15 protein-coding genes are annotated in these 17063 nt (G+C 73.3%); 13 read left to right on the top strand and 2 right to left on the bottom strand.

Features of this window, described 5'->3' with window-relative positions; all coding sequences use genetic code 11:
• Positions 1–68 precede the first annotated feature (68 nt).
• The 6 genes from LG634_RS25995 (at position 69) to LG634_RS25970 (ending at position 6324) form a co-directional block, all read left to right on the top strand.
• Complete coding sequence (locus LG634_RS25995) at positions 69–260, top strand: ferredoxin (protein WP_226736876.1); 192 nt, start codon at positions 69–71, stop codon at positions 258–260.
• The gene (locus tag LG634_RS25990) at positions 257–1522 is read left to right on the top strand and encodes an NAD(P)/FAD-dependent oxidoreductase (protein WP_226736874.1); all 1266 of its coding nucleotides are present in this window, start codon (positions 257–259) and stop codon (positions 1520–1522) included. Before LG634_RS25995 ends, LG634_RS25990 begins: the two co-directional genes overlap by 4 nt.
• A 116-nt stretch (positions 1523–1638) precedes the next feature.
• On the top strand, positions 1639–3357 hold the full coding sequence (locus LG634_RS25985; RefSeq protein ID WP_226736872.1) for an acyl-CoA dehydrogenase family protein: 1719 nt from the start codon (positions 1639–1641) through the stop codon (positions 3355–3357).
• Positions 3358–3399: 42 nt separating this feature from the next.
• Complete coding sequence (locus tag LG634_RS25980) at positions 3400–4659, top strand: cytochrome P450 (RefSeq protein WP_226736870.1); 1260 nt, start codon at positions 3400–3402, stop codon at positions 4657–4659.
• A gap of 79 nt (positions 4660–4738) precedes the next feature.
• Positions 4739–5974, top strand: coding sequence for a cytochrome P450 (locus LG634_RS25975; protein ID WP_226736868.1), 1236 nt, complete (start codon positions 4739–4741; stop codon positions 5972–5974).
• On the top strand, positions 5971–6324 hold the full coding sequence (locus tag LG634_RS25970) for a nuclear transport factor 2 family protein (protein WP_226736867.1): 354 nt from the start codon (positions 5971–5973) through the stop codon (positions 6322–6324). Before LG634_RS25975 ends, LG634_RS25970 begins: the two co-directional genes overlap by 4 nt.
• A 64-nt stretch (positions 6325–6388) precedes the next feature.
• On the opposite strand, the gene LG634_RS25965 is transcribed toward LG634_RS25970, so the two are convergent.
• A complete protein-coding gene (locus tag LG634_RS25965) occupies positions 6389–7096 on the bottom strand; it encodes a TetR/AcrR family transcriptional regulator (protein ID WP_226736865.1) in 708 nt (235 codons plus the stop codon).
• 161 nt (positions 7097–7257) lie between these two features.
• On the opposite strand from LG634_RS25965, the gene LG634_RS25960 reads away from it, so the two are divergent.
• The 4 genes from LG634_RS25960 to LG634_RS25945 all read left to right on the top strand — a co-directional run bounded on the left by LG634_RS25960 (position 7258) and on the right by LG634_RS25945 (position 11266).
• A complete protein-coding gene (locus LG634_RS25960; protein ID WP_226736863.1) occupies positions 7258–8721 on the top strand; it encodes an MFS transporter in 1464 nt (487 codons plus the stop codon).
• Positions 8722–8919: 198 nt separating this feature from the next.
• A complete protein-coding gene (locus tag LG634_RS25955) occupies positions 8920–9693 on the top strand; it encodes a thioesterase II family protein (protein WP_226736861.1) in 774 nt (257 codons plus the stop codon).
• Positions 9690–10568: a metallophosphoesterase family protein gene (locus tag LG634_RS25950; RefSeq protein ID WP_226736859.1), complete on the top strand. Its 879-nt coding sequence runs from the start codon at positions 9690–9692 to the stop codon at positions 10566–10568. Before LG634_RS25955 ends, LG634_RS25950 begins: the two co-directional genes overlap by 4 nt.
• 5 nt (positions 10569–10573) lie before the next feature.
• Positions 10574–11266, top strand: a complete 693-nt coding sequence (locus LG634_RS25945) for a 4'-phosphopantetheinyl transferase family protein (RefSeq protein WP_226736888.1) — start codon at positions 10574–10576, stop codon at positions 11264–11266.
• Positions 11267–11305: 39 nt separating this feature from the next.
• On the opposite strand, the gene LG634_RS25940 is transcribed toward LG634_RS25945, so the two are convergent.
• Complete coding sequence (locus LG634_RS25940) at positions 11306–14197, bottom strand: AAA family ATPase (protein WP_226736857.1); 2892 nt, start codon at positions 14195–14197, stop codon at positions 11306–11308.
• 418 nt (positions 14198–14615) lie between these two features.
• On the opposite strand from LG634_RS25940, the gene LG634_RS25935 reads away from it, so the two are divergent.
• The 3 genes from LG634_RS25935 (at position 14616) to LG634_RS25925 (ending at position 17004) form a co-directional block, all read left to right on the top strand.
• Positions 14616–15113 carry a helix-turn-helix domain-containing protein gene (locus LG634_RS25935; protein WP_226736855.1) on the top strand — a complete coding sequence of 166 codons (498 nt, stop codon included), beginning with the start codon at positions 14616–14618 and terminating at the stop codon, positions 15111–15113.
• A gap of 290 nt (positions 15114–15403) precedes the next feature.
• Positions 15404–15835, top strand: a complete 432-nt coding sequence (locus tag LG634_RS25930; protein ID WP_226736854.1) for a M78 family metallopeptidase domain-containing protein — start codon at positions 15404–15406, stop codon at positions 15833–15835.
• Entirely contained in the window at positions 15832–17004 is a 1173-nt protein-coding gene (locus LG634_RS25925; protein ID WP_226736852.1) for an MAB_1171c family putative transporter, read from the top strand. The genes LG634_RS25930 and LG634_RS25925 overlap by 4 nt, the downstream gene beginning before the upstream one ends.
• Positions 17005–17063: the final 59 nt, after the last annotated feature.

Raw genomic sequence — 17063 nt, 5'->3', positions numbered from 1 at the left:
AAGCTGAACCCCGGACCGACGTCCGGCCCGCTGCCGCAATTCCCCTTTCCGACCCAAGGAGCCGAGCCATGCGCGTTTCCACACATCCCGCCCAGTGCTGCGCCGCAGGCCAGTGCGTGCTGATCGCACCCGACGTGTTCGACCAGGCCGACGACGGCACCGTCGTCGTGCTCCTTCCCGAGCCGCCCGCCGACCGGGCAGACGCGGTACGGGAAGCCGCCGCCGTCTGCCCCGGCATGGCGATCCAGGTGGACGGATGATCCTGCGCACCAACCCCGCGCCCGTCGCGGTCGTCGGTGCCTCCGCCGCCGGCACGGCCGTCGTCGAGTCGCTGCACCGCCTCGGGTACGACGGCCCGGTGGTCCTGATCGGCGACGAACCACACCTCCCGTACGAGCGCCCGCCCCTGTCCAAGCAGGTCCTCACCGGCGTCCAGGCACCGGGGGCGACGACGATCCGGGACGCGGCCCTGCTCGCGGACCGGCCCGGTCTCGACCTGCGCCTCGGCGTGCGGGCCGCCGCCCTGGACGTGGCCCGCCGCCGGCTGACTCTGGCGTCCGGGGAGGTGCTCGACTGCGCCGCGGTCGTCATTGCCACCGGCGTCGTGCCGCGCAGACTGCCCGGCGCGGACCGGCTGTCGGGCGTCCACGTGCTGCGGACCACCGACGATGCGGCTGCCCTCCGCAAGGACCTGGTCACCGGCGGGGACGTGGTGGTGGTCGGAGGCGGTGTCCTCGGGACCGAAGTGGCTGCCGCCGCCCGCTCCCTGGGACTACGCACCACCGTCGTGACCCTGGACGGGCAACTGCTGGCGCCCGTACTCGGGCCGGAGGTCGGTCGACTGCTCGCCGACGAACACCGGCGCCACGGCGTCCGGGTGCGGGCCGGGCAGGCCGTCACCGGGCTGCTGGGCGCCCACGGGCAGGTGACCGCCGTCCGGCTGGCCGACGGGTCGGTGATCCCCGCCGACATCGTGGTGGTCGCCGCCGGTGCGCTGCCCGCCACCGACTGGCTGGCGGGCAGCGGGCTCGACCTCGACGACGGAGTGGGCTGCGACAGCTACTGCGTCGCCGCGCCGTCGGTGTACGCGGCCGGTGACGTGGCCCGCTGGTGGCACCCGCGCTACGAACGCCCGCTGCGCGTCGAGCACCGGATGAACGCGTCCGAGCAGGGCATGGTGGTGGCCCGCAACCTCATGGCCTCGCTGACCGCCTCCGGCCCCGGACGGCAGACGTACGAACCCGTGCCCTACTTCTGGTCCGACCAGTTCGGCTGGCGCATCCAGGGGTACGGGGTCACGACCGGAAGCACCCGCACCGAACTCGTCCGCGCCGTCCCCGGGAGCGGGGACAGGGCGCCCTCCGTGGTCGCACTCTACGGCGACGCGGAGCGGGTTCTGGGGGCCGTGGGCATCGGGCTCCGGCCGCCCGCGCTGCGCGTCCTGCGGACCTGCGCGGCCGGCCTGCTGCCGTGGGACGAGGGTCTCGCCGCGGTGCGCGCCATGGGCGAGGGATCCCTGTAGGGGTTTCCCGCATTGATTGTCTGGGGTACCCGGTAGGGGCCCTTCGTCACTAGCGTGCAGTTGCCACCCGGATTCACGGGCGCCGCACGTCAGAGGCAAAAGGAACCCCTTCCATCATGAATTCCGGAAATCCAGGCGACAGCCGCAGTTCCGCATCAGAATTCCTGACGAGTTTCGATGCGGGCCGGCTGCTGTGGGCCGAACTCGGCGAATTCCCCGTCATGGACCCCGAGGAGCGCCGGACCGGTGACCGCGTCGTCGGCGAGGTCACCGCGTTCCTCCGCTCCGCGCTCGACCCGGAGGAGGTCGACCGGACCCGCAGCCTCCCCGACGGATTCCTGACCGCCCTCCAGGACCGCGGCTACCTGCGGCTGCGGGCCGAGCCCGGACTCGGCGGGCTGGGGCTGTCGGCGTACAACGCCTTCCGCGTCATCGCGGCGGCGGCCGCGTGGTCGGTGCCCGCGGGCCAGGTGCTGGGCATCCAGGCCGGTGTCGGAGCCGGGGCGATGCTGCCGGCGATGCCCGAGGGCGAGCTGCGCGAATTCGTCCGCCGCCGCATCGCCGAAGGAATGGTCTCCGGCTTCGGCGACACCGATGCGGCGGGCCAGAACAACACCTTCCCGGAGATGACGGCCACCCCCACCGACGACGGCACGGCCTATCTGCTGTACGGCCGGAAGCTGTTCACCGGCCACGGTACGGTGGCCGACCTGCTCGGCGTCTCCGCCACGGTCACCGTGGGCGGCCGCCGGCGTGTCGGGGCGTTCTTCGTCGACACCCGGGACGCGGCCGGCTTCCGGGTGGCCGCCGCCCTCGAGTACCTCGGCAGCCGGGGCCTGCCGAACGGGGAGCTCGTGTTCGACGGCGTCCGGGTGCCGCGGGAGCGGGTGCTCCTCGACGACTCCGGCCCGGGCCTGCCGCCCCTCGTCGGGCTGCTGGCGCTGACCGGCCGGGTGTACTTCACCGGCGGCCCGGCCCTGGCGATCGCCCGCAACTGCCTGGTGTGGTCTCGCGAGTTCCTCGCCCGGCGCACCGTGGACGGCTCGGGACTCGGCTCGTACGACTCGGTCCAGCGGCTGGTGGCCCGTACCGCGGCGGACGTGTACGCCATGGACAGCGTGGCCCGGTGGAGCCTCGCCGGCGACGGTCCGGCCGACCGCCTCTTCGAGCGCTTCACCGCCAAGAACGTCCTCACCACCACGGCATGGCGGGCCGTGGACCGCACGATGTCCCTGCTCGCCGCCGAGGGGTTCGAGACCGCGGACAGCAAGGCGCGGCGGGGCGGTCCGGCCGCCCCTCTGGAGCGGGCCTTCCGGGATGCCCGGGGCCTGCGGATCGCCGGGAACATCGACTTCCGCCTCGACGAACAGGCGGGCCGACTGCTCCTGGAGCGCCACTACGACGGCCGCGCCCGGGCCCGGGTGCCGTCCGACGAGCTGACGCCCGAACCGGACCCGCGGCTGTCGCGGACCAACCAGGAGCACCAGAAGCACCTGGGCCGCACCCTGTGCGAACTGACCCGGACCTGCGCCGAGCTGACGGCGGGGCACCCGGAGCGGGACCACCTCTACGGCCGTCAGTTCCTGGCCGTGGCGATCGGCCGGATCGCCACGGAACTCGTCACCGTCACCGCCGTGCTCGCCCGGGCGGCGTCCGAGCCGCAGGCGGAAGGCCACGGGGCAGGACAGGACCTCGCCGACGTGCACTGCACGGAGGCCTGGCACCGGGTCTCCGTGCACTGGCGCGAACTGCACGCCTTCACAGTGCCCGACTACGCGAAGGCCGGCCGCCATGCGCTGGCCGGCCCGGCAGCAGACGCCCTGACCCGTCCGTGACTGCCGAAACGTTTCGAAATCGCCCCGAGAATGCGAGGAACCATGACCGAACTGCCTGAATTCCTGGGCGGTTTCGACCTGACCGACCAGTCGCGGTACGCGGCAGGTGTGCCCTACGACGTGTTCGCCCGGCTCCGCCGCGAGGCCCCCGTCTTCTTCCACCCGCCGGGCACCACCGCCGACGGCGAGGGCTTCTGGGTCCTCACCCGGCACGCCGACATCGTGGCGGCCGGCGCCGACACGGCGTTCTCGGCTCAGGGCGGCGGCGGCCGGGCGGGCGGCGGCTCCCATCTGGAGGACCTGCCCTTCGGCGTGCACGCGGGTGTGCTGTTCGCGATGATGGACAACCCGCGGCACGAGCTGATCAAGCGGCTGCTCACGCCGTCGGTGACCGGCCGGGTGGCGGCCGCCCTCGCGGACGAACTGCGCGGTGTCGCGGCCGAGCTGATCGACGCGGCGCTCGCGCACGGCGGTGAGGTCGACTTCATGACCGAGGTGTCCGAACCGTTCGCGCTGCGCGCCATCGCGCTGATGCTGGGCGTGCCGCGCGCCGACTGGGACCGGCTGGCCGAGTGGGGCCGTGGCGTCCTCGGCTTCGTCAACCGCCGCACCGGCGTGGTGGACGAGTTCTCCACGAAGACCTTCCACGCCATGCAGGGGTACTTCAAGGACCTGCTGGCGGCCAAGCAGGGACAGCCGGGTGACGACCTCGGGGCGGTGCTCGCCAACGGGGAGGTCGACACGTCCGCCGGATCGGAGGGCCTGTCGCCCTACGAGCGCGAGGCCAACCTCACGCTCCTCCTCATCACCGGCTTCGAGCAGCCGCGCAACGTGATCGCCGCCGCCGTGCAGGCGTTCGCCGACCATCCCGAGCAGTGGAAGGCCCTGCGCGAGGACCGCTCCCTGCTGCCCACCGCCCTGGAGGAGGCGCTCCGCTGGAACCCGCCGAACCCGTACAACCGGCGCACCGCCACTCGGGACGTGGAGCTGCGCGGCGCCCGGATCCGAGCCGGCGACAAGGTGACCTTCTGGTGGCCGGCGGCCAACCGGGACGAGGACGTGTTCCCCGAGGCCGACGTGTTCGACGTCCGGCGGGACCCCAACCCGCACCTGTCGTTCGGCACCGGCACCCACTTCTGCATGGGTGACGAGGTCGGCCGGCTGGAGATCCGGCTGGTCCTGGAGGCGCTGCTGGACCGGGTCGCCGAGATCCGGCCGACCGGGCCGGTGGCGTATGCGCCCAACAACAAGCACACCGTGATCCTCGGCATGCCGGTCGCGCTCCGGCCGTCGGCCGGCTGACCGGCACCCGGTGGCCACCCCGCGCTTTCCCTCTTCCGCGTTCCCTTTCACATCCCTTTTCGCAGACAGGACAGCCGACATGGCACAGACCGATGTCCTCCCGCCGTCCGAGGCGCCGGAGGTACTCCCCTACGACCCCTTCGACCCCGTGTTCCACTCCGACCCGTACGCGGTGTACGAGAAGCTGCGGGCCGAGCAGGGGCAGGTGATACGGACGGCCGCCGGCGTGGCCGTCCTCGGCTACAAGGAGATCTCCGACCTGATGCGCGACCCGCGCTTCGGCCGGGGTGACGGCGCCGGTGTCTCGGACACGATGATCCCCACCGGCGAGGGCCTGAAGCGCGCCTTCATGTTCATGGATCCGCCGGACCACACCCGGATCCGGTCGCTGGTCAACAAGGTGTTCACGCCGCGCACGGTGGAGCGGGTGCGCCCGCAGGCGGAGAAGTTCGCGGCCGACCTGCTGGCGAAGCTGCGCGCCGAGCACGGCGCGGGCGAGATCGACCTGGCGTCCCAGTACTACCGTCCGCTGGGTGCGTACGTGCTGAACGTCCTGGTCGGCGTGCCCGAGAAGTACCTGGAGCGCTGCATCGGGTTCGCGAACGACGCGGGGCGGGGCCTGGACCCGGAGTACACCCTGAGCCCGGCCGAGATGGCGACCCGCATGGAGGCCCGTGAGGGCTTCGTCGAGATCTCGGTCGAGCTGATCGAGGCGCGGCGCAAGCAGCCCGTGGACGACCTGATGAGCGAGCTCGTCGCGGTCGAGCAGGACGGTGAGCGGCTCAGCGAGACGGAGCTGCTGACCACGGCCGCGAACATCTTCCTGGCCGGCTTCAGTGCGCCGCAGGCCATGATGGGCCTGTGCACGCTGGCGCTGCTGCGCCACCCCGACCAGCTGGCGTGGTTCCGGGCCAACCCGGACAAGGTGTCCAACTCCGTCGAGGAGCTGATGCGTTACGACTCGGCGGTGCAGCTGGCCAACCGCACCGTGCTGGAGACCGCGGACATCGCGGGCGTGCCGGTGGCGGCGGGCGACGAGGTGTTCCTGCTGCTCGGCGCCGCCAACCGCGACGAGGGCTACTACCCGAACGCGGCCACGCTGGACCTGACGCGGACCCCGAGCCGCAACCTGGTGTTCGGACACGGCATCCACTTCTGCGTCGCGGCGCCGATCGCGCGCCTGCTGACGCAGGTGGGTCTGAACGCCCTGACGGCGTACGACGTGCAGCTGGTGACCGAGACCCCGCGCACCAACGGCGCGCTTGCCATCCGTTCCCTCGCGGAGCTCCCCGTGACGCTGGGGGCGGTCAAGTGAGCGCAGAGGTCCTGGCGCTCGCCGAGCGCTATCTGACGCTGTGGAACGGATCCGACGACGAGCGCCGCCGGGCGCTGGCCGCCGAGCTGTTCACGCCGGAGGGCGTGTACGCGGACCCCAACGTCGAGGCGCACGGACCGGCGGAGGTCGCCGCCTACGTCTCGTCCGAGCGGCAGAAGTTCGGGGGGATGGTGTTCACGCTGGGCCGGCTGGTCGGCTCGCACCACAACGTGTTCCTGTTCACGTGGGAGCTCGGTCCGGCCGGTGCGCAGGCGCCGGTGGCGACCGGCTTCGACACGGTGGTCGTCGAAGACGGCCGGCTCGCCCGGGTCTTCGGCTTCTTCGGCTGATCCCGGGCGGGCGGGCCGACGGGCCCGGCGGTGTCGGCGGACACGGCCGGGCCCGTCGGGCCGGTCAGGCGACGAGGCCCAGCGACCGGATGAGGTCGAGCATGTCGGCCTCGTACAGCTTCTCGGGGTCGTGGACCTGGTGGCGCAGGTGGCCGTAGACCTCCAGGGCGAGCAGGCCGTGCATCCGGCTCCACACGCGCAGGCACAACGCGACGGCTGCCGGCGGCAGGTCCGGGAAGGTGCTGCGGGCCATCGCGACCAGCCCGGGCTGGAAGTCGGTCCACTCATACCCGCCCTGCTCGCGGGCGGCGGCGGCCTGCGGCCAGGCGGCGGCCACCAGGCCCAGCAGAGCGGCGCACAGCCGGTGTTCGGCTTCCTGGGCCGGGCCGTCCTCGGGTGCTTCGTAGCCCGGCACCGGGTCGCCGTAGATCAGCCGGAACTCGTCGGGGTGGGCGATCGCCCACGTCCGGTACGCCCGGGCGTGGGCGAGGACCCGTTCGTGCGGGGCGTCGTCGGGCGCCGTGCGGTGCGAGGCCTCCAGGACGTCTGCGAGCGAGTCGTAGACGTCGGCGGTCAGTGCGGTGATGAGGTCGTCGCGGCTGCCGAAGTAGCTGTAGATGGCCCCCGCTGTCATGCCCATCTCACGGGCGATCGCCCGCAGAGAAATGGAGGCCGGACCACCGGCCGCCATGTGCCTCAGCGCGATCGCCTTGATTTCTGACGTCGCTTCGGCCCTCAGGCGGGCCCGTCGGCTCTGCGTCGCATCTCCCATGTTTGACAGCCTAACAGAGTTCAGGCACAGTACCCCGTGCCAACTCTGAACGGTGTGTAGTAATCTCGCATCGTTCACTCATTCACCTCCGCTCACGCCGGTCCCGGCGTGCTCCGCCGGGTTCGCACACCTCCGCTCACAATCCAGAAGGAAGCCAAGTCGTGGTTGATACCGCCTCCGGAACCCAGCGCCGGACCGGGCTGATGCTCGCTCTGCTGGCGTTCGCCCAGTTCATCGTTGCCGTCGACTACAACATCGTGTTCGTCGCGCTTCCTGAGATCGGCAGCGCACTCGGCTTCACCGCTCAGTCCCTGCAGTGGGTCGTCAGCGCCTACGCCGTGGCGTTCGGCGGGTTCCTGCTCTTCGGCGGCCGCCTGGTCGACCGGCTCGGCGGCCGCCGCCTCTTCATCGCAGGTCTCGTGATCTTCGGTCTCTCCTGCCTCCTCGGCGGCTTCGCCGAGAACCCGGAGCTGCTGATCGCCGCCCGCGCCATCCAGGGCTTCGGCGGCGCGCTGCTGACGCCCGCCACCCTCAACCTGATCTACACGCGCTTCGAGGAGGGCGCTCCGCGCAACAAGGCCCTCGCGGTCTGGGGTGCCTGCGGCAGTGGCGGCCTCGCGGCCGGCGCGCTGCTCGGCGGTGTCCTCACCGACGCGTGGGGCTGGGAGTGGGTGCTGTTCATCCTGGTGCCGATGGCGCTGCTCGCCGCGGTGCTCTCCCCCGGCATCCTGTCGGCCGACGCCCCCGCCGCAGGCGACCAGGGCGGCTTCGACGCCGTCGGCGCCGTCCTCGCCACCGTCGGTTCCTCGCTGCTCGTCCTCGGACTGGTCAGCGGCCCGGAGGCCGGCTGGGGCTCGCTGCGCGGTGCCGGTTCCATCGTCGCCGGCGTGGTGATCCTCGCGGTCTTCGCCGTCGTCGAGAACAAGACCCGCAGCCCGCTCGTCCCGATGCACCTGTTCGGCAACCGCAGCCTGGTCACCGCCATCCTGATCATCCTGGTGTTCCAGAGCGCGCTCGGCGGCGCTTACTACATCTTCACCAACTACGTCCAGGGCGTGCTCGGTTACGACGCACTCCAGGCCGGTCTGGCCTTCGTCCCGCTGACGATCATCTCGATGGCCGCCTCGCTCAAGCTGGCCGGTGCGCTGCTCGGCAAGTGGGGCGCGAAGGGCACCCTGTTCTTCGGCATGGCGGTCAACGGCATCGGCATGATCGTGCTCGCCGTCGCGATGTCGACCGAGGCCTCCTTCTGGGCCCTGCTGCCCGGCCTCGTGGTCTGGGGCATCGGCGGCGGTGTCACCTTCCCGGCGATGTTCGCCTGCGCCGCCTCGGGTGTCGCCCCTCAGGAGGCCGGCATCGCCTCGGCCCTGGCCAGCACCTCCCAGCAGATCGGCGGCGCGGCCGGCCTCGCCGTCCTGGTCGCCATCGCCACCGCGAGCCTCTCCGGCGACGCGGGCGCGGCCCCGGCCGTGGCGGACGTCGCGGACGGCCTGCGCACCGCGATGTGGATCGGCGGTGCCGCCTCGGTCATCGGCGGTCTGCTCGCCTTCACCCTCAAGGCCGCTGCTCCGGCGCCCGCCCCGGCGGCCGAGGGGCTGCCCGACGAGGTCCGGGTCAACATCTGACCGGACCCCCCGAACGGTTCATGGCCGGTGTAACCCCCGGCACCGGTCATGAACCCCCCGCCCCGGGTCCCCGGCCACCGCGTTCCACGGTCCGGGCCCGGGGCCTTCGTCACCGGCCCGCCCGCCGTGCAGGCCCCCTCGGAGCAGCGCTCCGGCCGCCCGACACCGCCCGCCCGTCCCTCCCGACTTGGTGAACTCATGTCCCAGCGCACTGCCACCGGCGAGTCCTGGCTCCGCCGGCTGACCCCTGCCGGCCCCCGGCCCACCGTACGGCTGGTCTGCTTCCCGCACGCCGGCGGTTCCGCGGGCTGGTTCCGCCCGCTCGCCCTGGCCCTGCCGGCCCGCATCGACACCGTCGCCGTCCAGTACCCGGGGCGGCAGGACCGGCGCAGCGAACCGTTTCCGGCCGGGGTGCCGGAACTCGCGGACGCCGCCTTCGCGGCACTGCGCCGCGAACTGGAGCCCCCGTTCGTGTTCTTCGGCCACAGCCTCGGCGCGGTCGTCGCCTTCGAGGTGGCCCGGCGCTTCGAGCAGCTGGCCCCCGCGGGCCCCGCCCGACTGTTCGTGTCGGCACGCCGGGCCCCGTCCGTCGTCCGCGAGGAGACCGTGCACCTCCGCGACGACGCCGGACTGGTCGACGAGATGGTCCGGCTGGGCGGCACGGAGCGGTCCGTCTTCGACGACCCGGAACTGCGCGACCTGGTACTGCCGGTGATACGGGCCGACTACCGGGCCGTGGAGACCTACCGGGCCGCGCCCGGAGCCCGGGTCACCTGCCCGGTGTCCGTGCTGGTGGGCGACCGGGACCCGGTGACCCCCGTGGCGGAGGCCGCCGCCTGGGACGCGCACACCACCCGGGGCAGCGACCTGCGGGTGTTCCCGGGCGGTCACTTCTACCTGGACCGGCAGGTCGGTGCGGTCGCCGCCGCGATCGACGCCGTGACCGGGTCCCCGGCCGGCTCCGCGCCGTGACCGGCGGCGCGCTGCTGGCCATCGGGGACCTGCACATCGGGCACGCCGAGAACCGGCGGCTGGTCGAAGGCATCCGGCCCGGCTCCGAGGGGGACTGGCTGCTGGTGGCCGGCGACGTCAGCGAGACGTACGCAGAGGTGGCCTGGGCGCTCGCGCTGCTGAGGGACCGGTTCCGCACCGTGGTCTGGGTACCCGGCAACCACGAGCTGTGGACGCACCCCGAGGATCCGGTGCGCTCCCGCGGCGAGGCCCGCTACCGGGAACTGGTCGACCTCTGCCGGGGTCTGGGCGTCCACACGCCGGAGGACCCGTACCCGGTGTGGCAGGCGGACGGCCGCCGGGTGGTGGTCGCTCCGCTGTTCGTCCTCTACGACTACTCCTTCCGCCCGCCGGGGGCGGTGAGCGCCGCGGACGCCCTGGCCCGGGCGGAGGCGGCCGGGGTCGTGTGCACGGACGAGTTCCTGCTGCATCCCGATCCGTACCCGGGCCGGGGGGCCTGGTGCCAGGCCCGGGTCGCCTACAGCGAGGCGCGGCTCGCCGCCCTGGACGGCGCGCCGACGGTCCTGGTGAACCACCACCCCCTGGTGCGCGAACCCACCCGGGTTCTGAGGCATCCGGAGTTCGCCCTGTGGTGCGGCACGGAGCGGACGGCCGACTGGCACACCCGGTTCAACGCCGCGGCGGTGGTCCACGGCCATCTGCACATCCCGCGCACCCTCGCCGTCGACGGGGTGCCCTTCCAGGAGGTGTCGCTCGGCTACCCGCGGGAGTGGCGCTCCCGGCCCGGACCGCCCGCCCGGCCCCGGCCCGTGCTCCTGAACCACCGGGCGGGCCGCGCGGGACCCGCCGTCCCTGACGAGGAGTCCGTACCGTGATCGAAATGCTGCTGCCCGCGGCCGCCGCCACCGCCGAGGCGTACGGGGACCCGCCCGAGGCCCGGCTGCTGCCCCCCGAACGGGCGGCCGTGGCGCACTCGGTGGAACCGCGCCGGCGCGAGTACACGACCGTGCGGCACTGCGCCCGCCAGGCCCTGGGCAGGCTGGGCGGCCCGGCGGACTGGCCGCTGCTGGCGGGTGCCGGCGGCGACCCGCAGTGGCCGCAGGGTGTGGTGGGCAGCATGACGCACACCGCGGGGTTCCGGGCCGCGGCGGTGGCGCGGCGCAGCGAGGTGCTGGGCCTGGGGATCGACGCGGAGCCGCACGAGGCCCTGGAACCCGGGGTGCGGGAGACCGTGACGCTGCCCGAGGAACGCCGGATGCTGGCCGACCTCGCCGCCCGGCACCCGGGGACGGCATGGGACCGGGTGCTGTTCAGCGCCAAGGAGAGCGCGTACAAGGCCTGGTATCCGCTGGCCCGGCGGATCCTGGAGTTCGGTGACGCCCGGGTGGAGATCGATCCGCGCGGTGGCAGGTTCCGGGCCAGGCTGCTCGTGCCCGCCCCGGAGGTGTCGGGCGTACGGCTCCAGCACCTGAGCGGCATGTGGTGTGCGGACGGCGGGTTGGTGGCGACGGCGGTGGCGGTGGTCAACCCGGCCCGTGAACGCGCGGCGGGCGGTCCGGCGGGCCGGGGCTGACATCCCCCGCCCGCCGGACCGCCCGTGGCCGGCCGCTGCTCAGCAGGCCGTGGGCGTGCGCAGGGCCTCGGCCCGCAGACCGGCACCGTGGACGACTTCGACCAGGTCGGTGCGCCGCTTGACGCCGAGCTTGCGGTAGATCCGTGTGAGGTGCTGCTCGACCGTGCTGACCGTGACGAACAACTGGCTGGCGATCTGCCGGTTGCTGTGGCTCTCCACCGCCAGGTGCATGACGCGGAGTTCGGCATCGCTGAGGGACCGCAGCCGGCCCTCGGTGCCGCCCGCGGCCGGCTCGTCGGCGGCAGCCGCATCGTCGGTGCCCTGACCGGCCGGGGCACCGCTGCGGGCGGTGAGCCGGACTCCGGCCTCCTCGGCCATCAGCCGGGCCCGGCGCAGCATCAGTCTGCCCTTGCTGTACTGGCCGTGCTCCTGGAGGGCCCAGCCCAGGTCGTGGAGGACGAAGGCGAGTTCGACGGGGGCGTCACAGGCCTCCAACTGCTCCGCGGCCCGGCCCAGCAGCCGGAGCATGTCCCCGCCGCTGCTGCACGCGGCGAGCACCCGCAGGGCCGCCGCCGTCTCGCGGCCGGACCAGGCACCGGCCATCCGCAACTCCTCCTCGACGAGGCTCCGCGCCCGGTCGGGGTCGCCGAGACGTACGCAGGCCATCGCCGCGCCGGTCCGCCAGGGCGCCACGGCGGGGCTGTCGGTGCCGCAGCGGGCCGCGATCCCGCCCATGGCGAGGAAGTCGTCGAGCGCGGCCGCGGCCTGCCCGTTCGCCAGGGCCTTGAGTCCGCGGGCGCGGAGCACCCGCATGCCGAGGGGGGTGCCGAAGGCGGCGGCGGGCAGCGCGGCCTGTGCCTCCTCGACGACGGGCGACTCGTTGCCGGTGAGGGCGTTGGCCTGCAGGACGGTGGCGAGGGGGAGGGCGAGGAAGATGCCCCAGTTCCGGGCCGGCAGCAGGCCGAGCGCCTCCGTGACCTCCTGTTCGGCGGCGTGCGGGCGGCCGCGGCGCAGCAGCACCTCGGCCCGTACGCTGCGGAAGAGCGCCTCCCACAGCGGTGCGGAGTGCCGCCGGGCCTCGCCGACGAGCCTTTCGGCCCACTCCCCGGCCTCGGCCGTGCGTTCGGCGTGGACGAGCGTGTGCAACGCCACGGTCAGGGCGGGCAGGGTGTCGTCTGCCAGCGGGTGGTTCCGCAGGATCTCCTGGGCCTCGGCGACCAGAGCGGTGTCCGGTCCGGTCGTGGTGTTGGCGCTGAGCATGGCGGCCGCCCGTCGCTTGGCGCCGAGTTCGGGCGACACGCCCAGGGCCCAGGGGTCGGCCGCGTCGGTGCTGCCGGCGTCGGAGTTCCACGCCGGGTAGAGAGCGTGCAGCCAGAGCCGGGAGGCCGCGAGGTGGGAGGCGGCGAGGGCGTCGTCGGCCGCCGGTTCCCGGGCGCCGCGTTCGATGAGGGCGTGGGCTTCGTCCGGATGCCCGAACCAGAGGTGGGCGTCGACGGCCGCCGAGACGCGCGGGCCGGAGAGCATGCCGGCCATCCCGCTCTCGGTGAGGGAGGGGACCCGCCGGTAGGCCGCGTACGGACTGCTGCGCCAGGCCGCCCGTACGAGCATGGCGACGCCGGCCGCCCGGCGCCGGTCGTCGTCGTCGTGCTCGTGGGCGAGCCGCAGGCAGTCCAGGGCGAACTGGCTCTCGCCGTCGACCAGGGCCTGCTCGGCCGCTTCGTGCAGCACGGGGATCGCGCACTGGCTGTCGAGGCGGTCCGCGGCCAGCAGGTGGCGGGCCACGGTGAGGGCCGAGGAACCGTTCTTGAACAGTTCGTTGGCGGTGTGGGTGTGGAGGGCGAACCGCTCTCCGGTCGTCATTCCGCCGAGGAGGGCGGCGGCGGCCTGCGGGTGGCGCAGCAGACCGTTGGAGAGCAGGCCGGTCTCCCGTAACAGGTTGACGGTCTGGGCGGTGTTGTCCGCATCGAGTCCGGCGAGCTTGGCGAGGACGTGCAGCGGTGGTGCCTCGTCGAGCAGGGCGAGCCGTCGGGCGACGTGCCGGACCTCCGGCTCGTAGCGGTAGACGCAGCCGATCAGCGCCTTGCTGAAGGCGGCGCCGACGCGGAAGACGGGTGTGCGCGGCGGCACGGTGTAGCGGTTGTCCTCGATGAGGCCCCGGACGAGCAGGGGGTTGCCGCCGCTGACGTCGTAGGCCTCGGCGGCCAGCGCCGACGCCACGCGGGGGCCCAGCTGCTCGGTCATCATGCTCTCGACCCCGAGCGGGGAGAGCAGCGGGAGCCTGAGGTGGCGGGACACCGGCTGGGCGGGCAGCTCGGCCTGGGAGAGGGTGGCGGGCCAGCGGGTGTGCAGGGACTCGTTCAGCAGCACCAGCAGGGGGGCCGAACGCAGCCGCCGTACGACGAACGACAGGCAGCGCAGCGAGGCGAGGTCGGCGAACTGGGCGTCGTCCACGCCGATGAGGAGCGGACCGTCGAGGTGTCCGACCAGGTCCAGCAGGGCCATGCACATGCCGTGGAAGGCGGCAGGGGCGACATCACCGCCGTCGTCACCGGGGCGGGCGCCTGTGGCCGTGGCGGCCTGGGCCTCGGCGACCCAGGCGGCGATGGGACCGGTGAAGGTGGGGGCCATGCCGGAAGCGTGGAAGAGCTGGGCCAGCAGAGCGAACGGAACGGCCTGCTCCAGGCGGGAGGCGGTGGCGGTCAGGACGCGCGCGCCGGCTTCGGCGGCGTGGCCCGAGAGCGCGCTGAGGAGTTCGGTCTTGCCGCTGCCGACCGGCCCCGAGAGGACGCCCACCCGGCTGGCACCGCCGAGGGCGTCGCGGAACAGGTCCAGCAGGACCTCTAAGTGAGCCGCGCGTTCGGGCACGGCGGTCGGTGGGGTCCCGCGCCGGCCACCTCCCCCGGACTCGACGGTGATCGAATGCGTCGGCACGCTACCCATGGTTTCCCCCTGGACTCTTGGGTGTTTCGCACTTCGTACGCGGCGGCAGCAGGCTCGCAGGTCCGGCTTTCGCCACCTGCCGGAGTGGCGGACCTGCGCTGCCGTCGTGGCAGGGAGGGCGGGGCGGCGGGTGCGGTCCGCAACGCTGCGCACCGGTTTCCGGCCTGCCCGCCCGGTGATCGGGATCGAGAGACGGAATACGGGCTCCGGGGGCGGTCGGCGCCACCCGGCCCATGTGTCAACTGGCCTTCCGGTGCGGGACTTCGCGAGGCGCGCTACCACCGGATCCGACCCGGCGAGGCTAACCGCGGCCGCATATTCGAGTCAACTCATGTTGGATCCGCCGAACCCCGGTATCAACACCAGTGGAACGCTACGATATCCGGACGACGACGGAGGCCCACGCTTGATGACCGACGACCCGGACAGCGGTCCCCCCAATGGCCTGGCTTTCAAGCTGAACCGCCTGTTCAGCACCACAGTCCCGGCCGGCCGCGGGCCGTATACGACGGAAGAGGTCGCCCGCGCCATCACGGCCGCCGGCGTCCCGATCTCGGGCAGCTACATCTGGCTGCTCCGCAAGGGGCAGCGCGACAACCCCACGCTCCGCCACCTGGAGGGCCTCGCCCGCTTCTTCGGGGTACCGCCGGCCTACTTCTTCGACGACCACGTCACCGAGACGGTCAACGCGGAGCTGGAGCTGCTGGCGGCCCTGCGGGAGGCCCAGGTCCAGCGGGTCGCCCTGCGTACCGCCGGCCTGTCGCCCAAGAGCCTCAAGTCCATCAGCGAGGTCATCGAGCGGGTGCGCGAGCTGGAGGGCCTGCCGCCGCACCCGGTGGCCGCCGGATTCGGCGACGAATACGGCCCGGAGGAGACGCCGGACGAGGAAAGCGGTCGGCCAGTTTGAAATACCCTCACCCAATGGCTTGACAAATCGGTTAGTGGCCGAATTCCTGCTGGTTCCCCCTCGTGCCGCCGTGCTCAGATGACAGGTGCAGCCATCACGAGGAGGGTCACGATGCACACCGGCACTCCGCGCGCCCTCGCCGGCGCGTGATCCCCGTGCGCCGGCGCGCCCGACCCGCCCCTCCTGCCGCGGACCTCCACGCCGAGCGGTACCGGGAACGGCTCGACAGCCTTCGACTGCCCCGCGGAAAGCACCTCGGCATCGACGAACTCTGCTCCCACATAGCCCGGTTGAGGGGCAGACCGATCGACGTACTGCCGCTCTCGCTGCCGACGGGCGGACCCCACGGCCTGTGGGTGGCCACCGCGGCACGCGATCACATATTCGTCGAGGAGCGGCTCGTTCCGGTCCACCGGCGCCAGGTCGTGCTCCACGAAATCGGCCACGTCCTGTGCGACCACCCCGCCTCCCCCGTGATGACCGCCCTGGACTCGCGCGCCCTCCTGCCCAGCCTCGACCCGGACGTCGTGCTGCGCGTGCTGGGGCGGGAGCACAGCTCGTCCGCGGCCGAGATCGAGGCCGAGACGATCGCCTCGCTCATCGGGCGGCACCTCGGCGACTGGTCCTCCGGCCGACTCGCCCGGGAGGTGCCCCCCGAGGCGAAGGACGTGGCGGACCGGCTGGCCGCCCTGCTCGAGGCCCCGGGGCGGCACACCCCGTGACCGCCGTGCTCTATCCCCTGTGCGCCGCCGTGTCCCTGCTGGCGATGGCCTACCGTGCCCGGGTGCTGCGGACGGACCCGTCCGCCCCGCAACTCGCCCTGGTGGCCAACTTCCTGCTGCTGGGCATCGTGTTCGCCGTCTCCACCCCCTCGCTGTACGTCGCCGTCAGCAGCGCCGCGGGCGTGGTGAACTTCGCCGGGCTCCTCGCACAGATCTGCGTCATCGGCATGACGGTCTGCCAGCAGGTGGTACTGCTGCACCTGAGGTACCCGGCGGAGACGGCACGCCGCAAGGCCGGACCGAGGGTGGCCACGCTCGGGCTGGTGGTGGCCGCCATGGCCGTGCTGTTCATGACCGGCCCCGGCATGGGCGAGGCGCCGGAGACCTTCTCGCTGGACAGCGCCCGCACCTCGCCCGCCTACCTGACGGTGTACCTGGCGGCGTTCACCGCCAACCAGGTACAGGTCGGCGCCATGGGGTGGCGGTACGCGAGGATCGCCCCCTCGGCCTGGCTGCGGCGCGGGCTGCGGCTGGTGGCGTTCACCCTGCCGCTGGCCCTCGCGTACACGGCCTGCCGGACGGCGGACGTGATCGCCGTCCGGTACGGCGGCAGCGGCCACGCCTGGGAGCCGGTCGCCCAGCTCAGCGTCGGGCTGGCCGTACTCGTGCAGACCGCGGGCTGGGTCCTGCCCGATCTCGGCCCGCACGTGTCGACGGCCGCCGCCCGGCTGCGGGCCCGTGCCGCGTACCGGGACCTCGCACCCCTGCACGTGACGCTCACCACCGCCGTACCCGAGCCGGTGCTGGACCTCGGCCGGGAGGCGGACCTGTCGACGCGGCTGTACCGCATGCTGATCGAGATCAGAGACGCCCAGTGGGAGCTGCGGACCTGGATGGACGCCGAGGTCACCGGACGGGCGCTCGAGGACGCCCGGCGGGCCGGGCTGACCGGCGAGGGCCGTGCCGCCTTCGTCGAGGCGGCCCAGCTGCTCGGCGCGATCGAGGCGCAGCGGGAGGGCCGGCCGCCCGACCGGCCGGCCGACACGCCGGTGACGGCCGCGCCCGGGGACCTCGCGGCCGAACTGGCCTTCCTCCGGCGGCTGGCGAAGGCGATGGATTCGCCGGCGGTCCGGTCCGCGGCCGGCATCGCCTCCGGGCACCCGAGCTGAACGCAGGCACCCCGCGCGAGGGCAGGGGCCCCTGGTCGTGCGGCTGCTCCTCGGCTCGG

It is taken from the genome of Streptomyces bambusae (assembly GCF_020532645.1).
In the GTDB taxonomy this organism is placed as follows: domain Bacteria; phylum Actinomycetota; class Actinomycetes; order Streptomycetales; family Streptomycetaceae; genus Streptomyces; species Streptomyces bambusae.
This window is presented reverse-complemented; position numbering and strand designations above follow the sequence as displayed.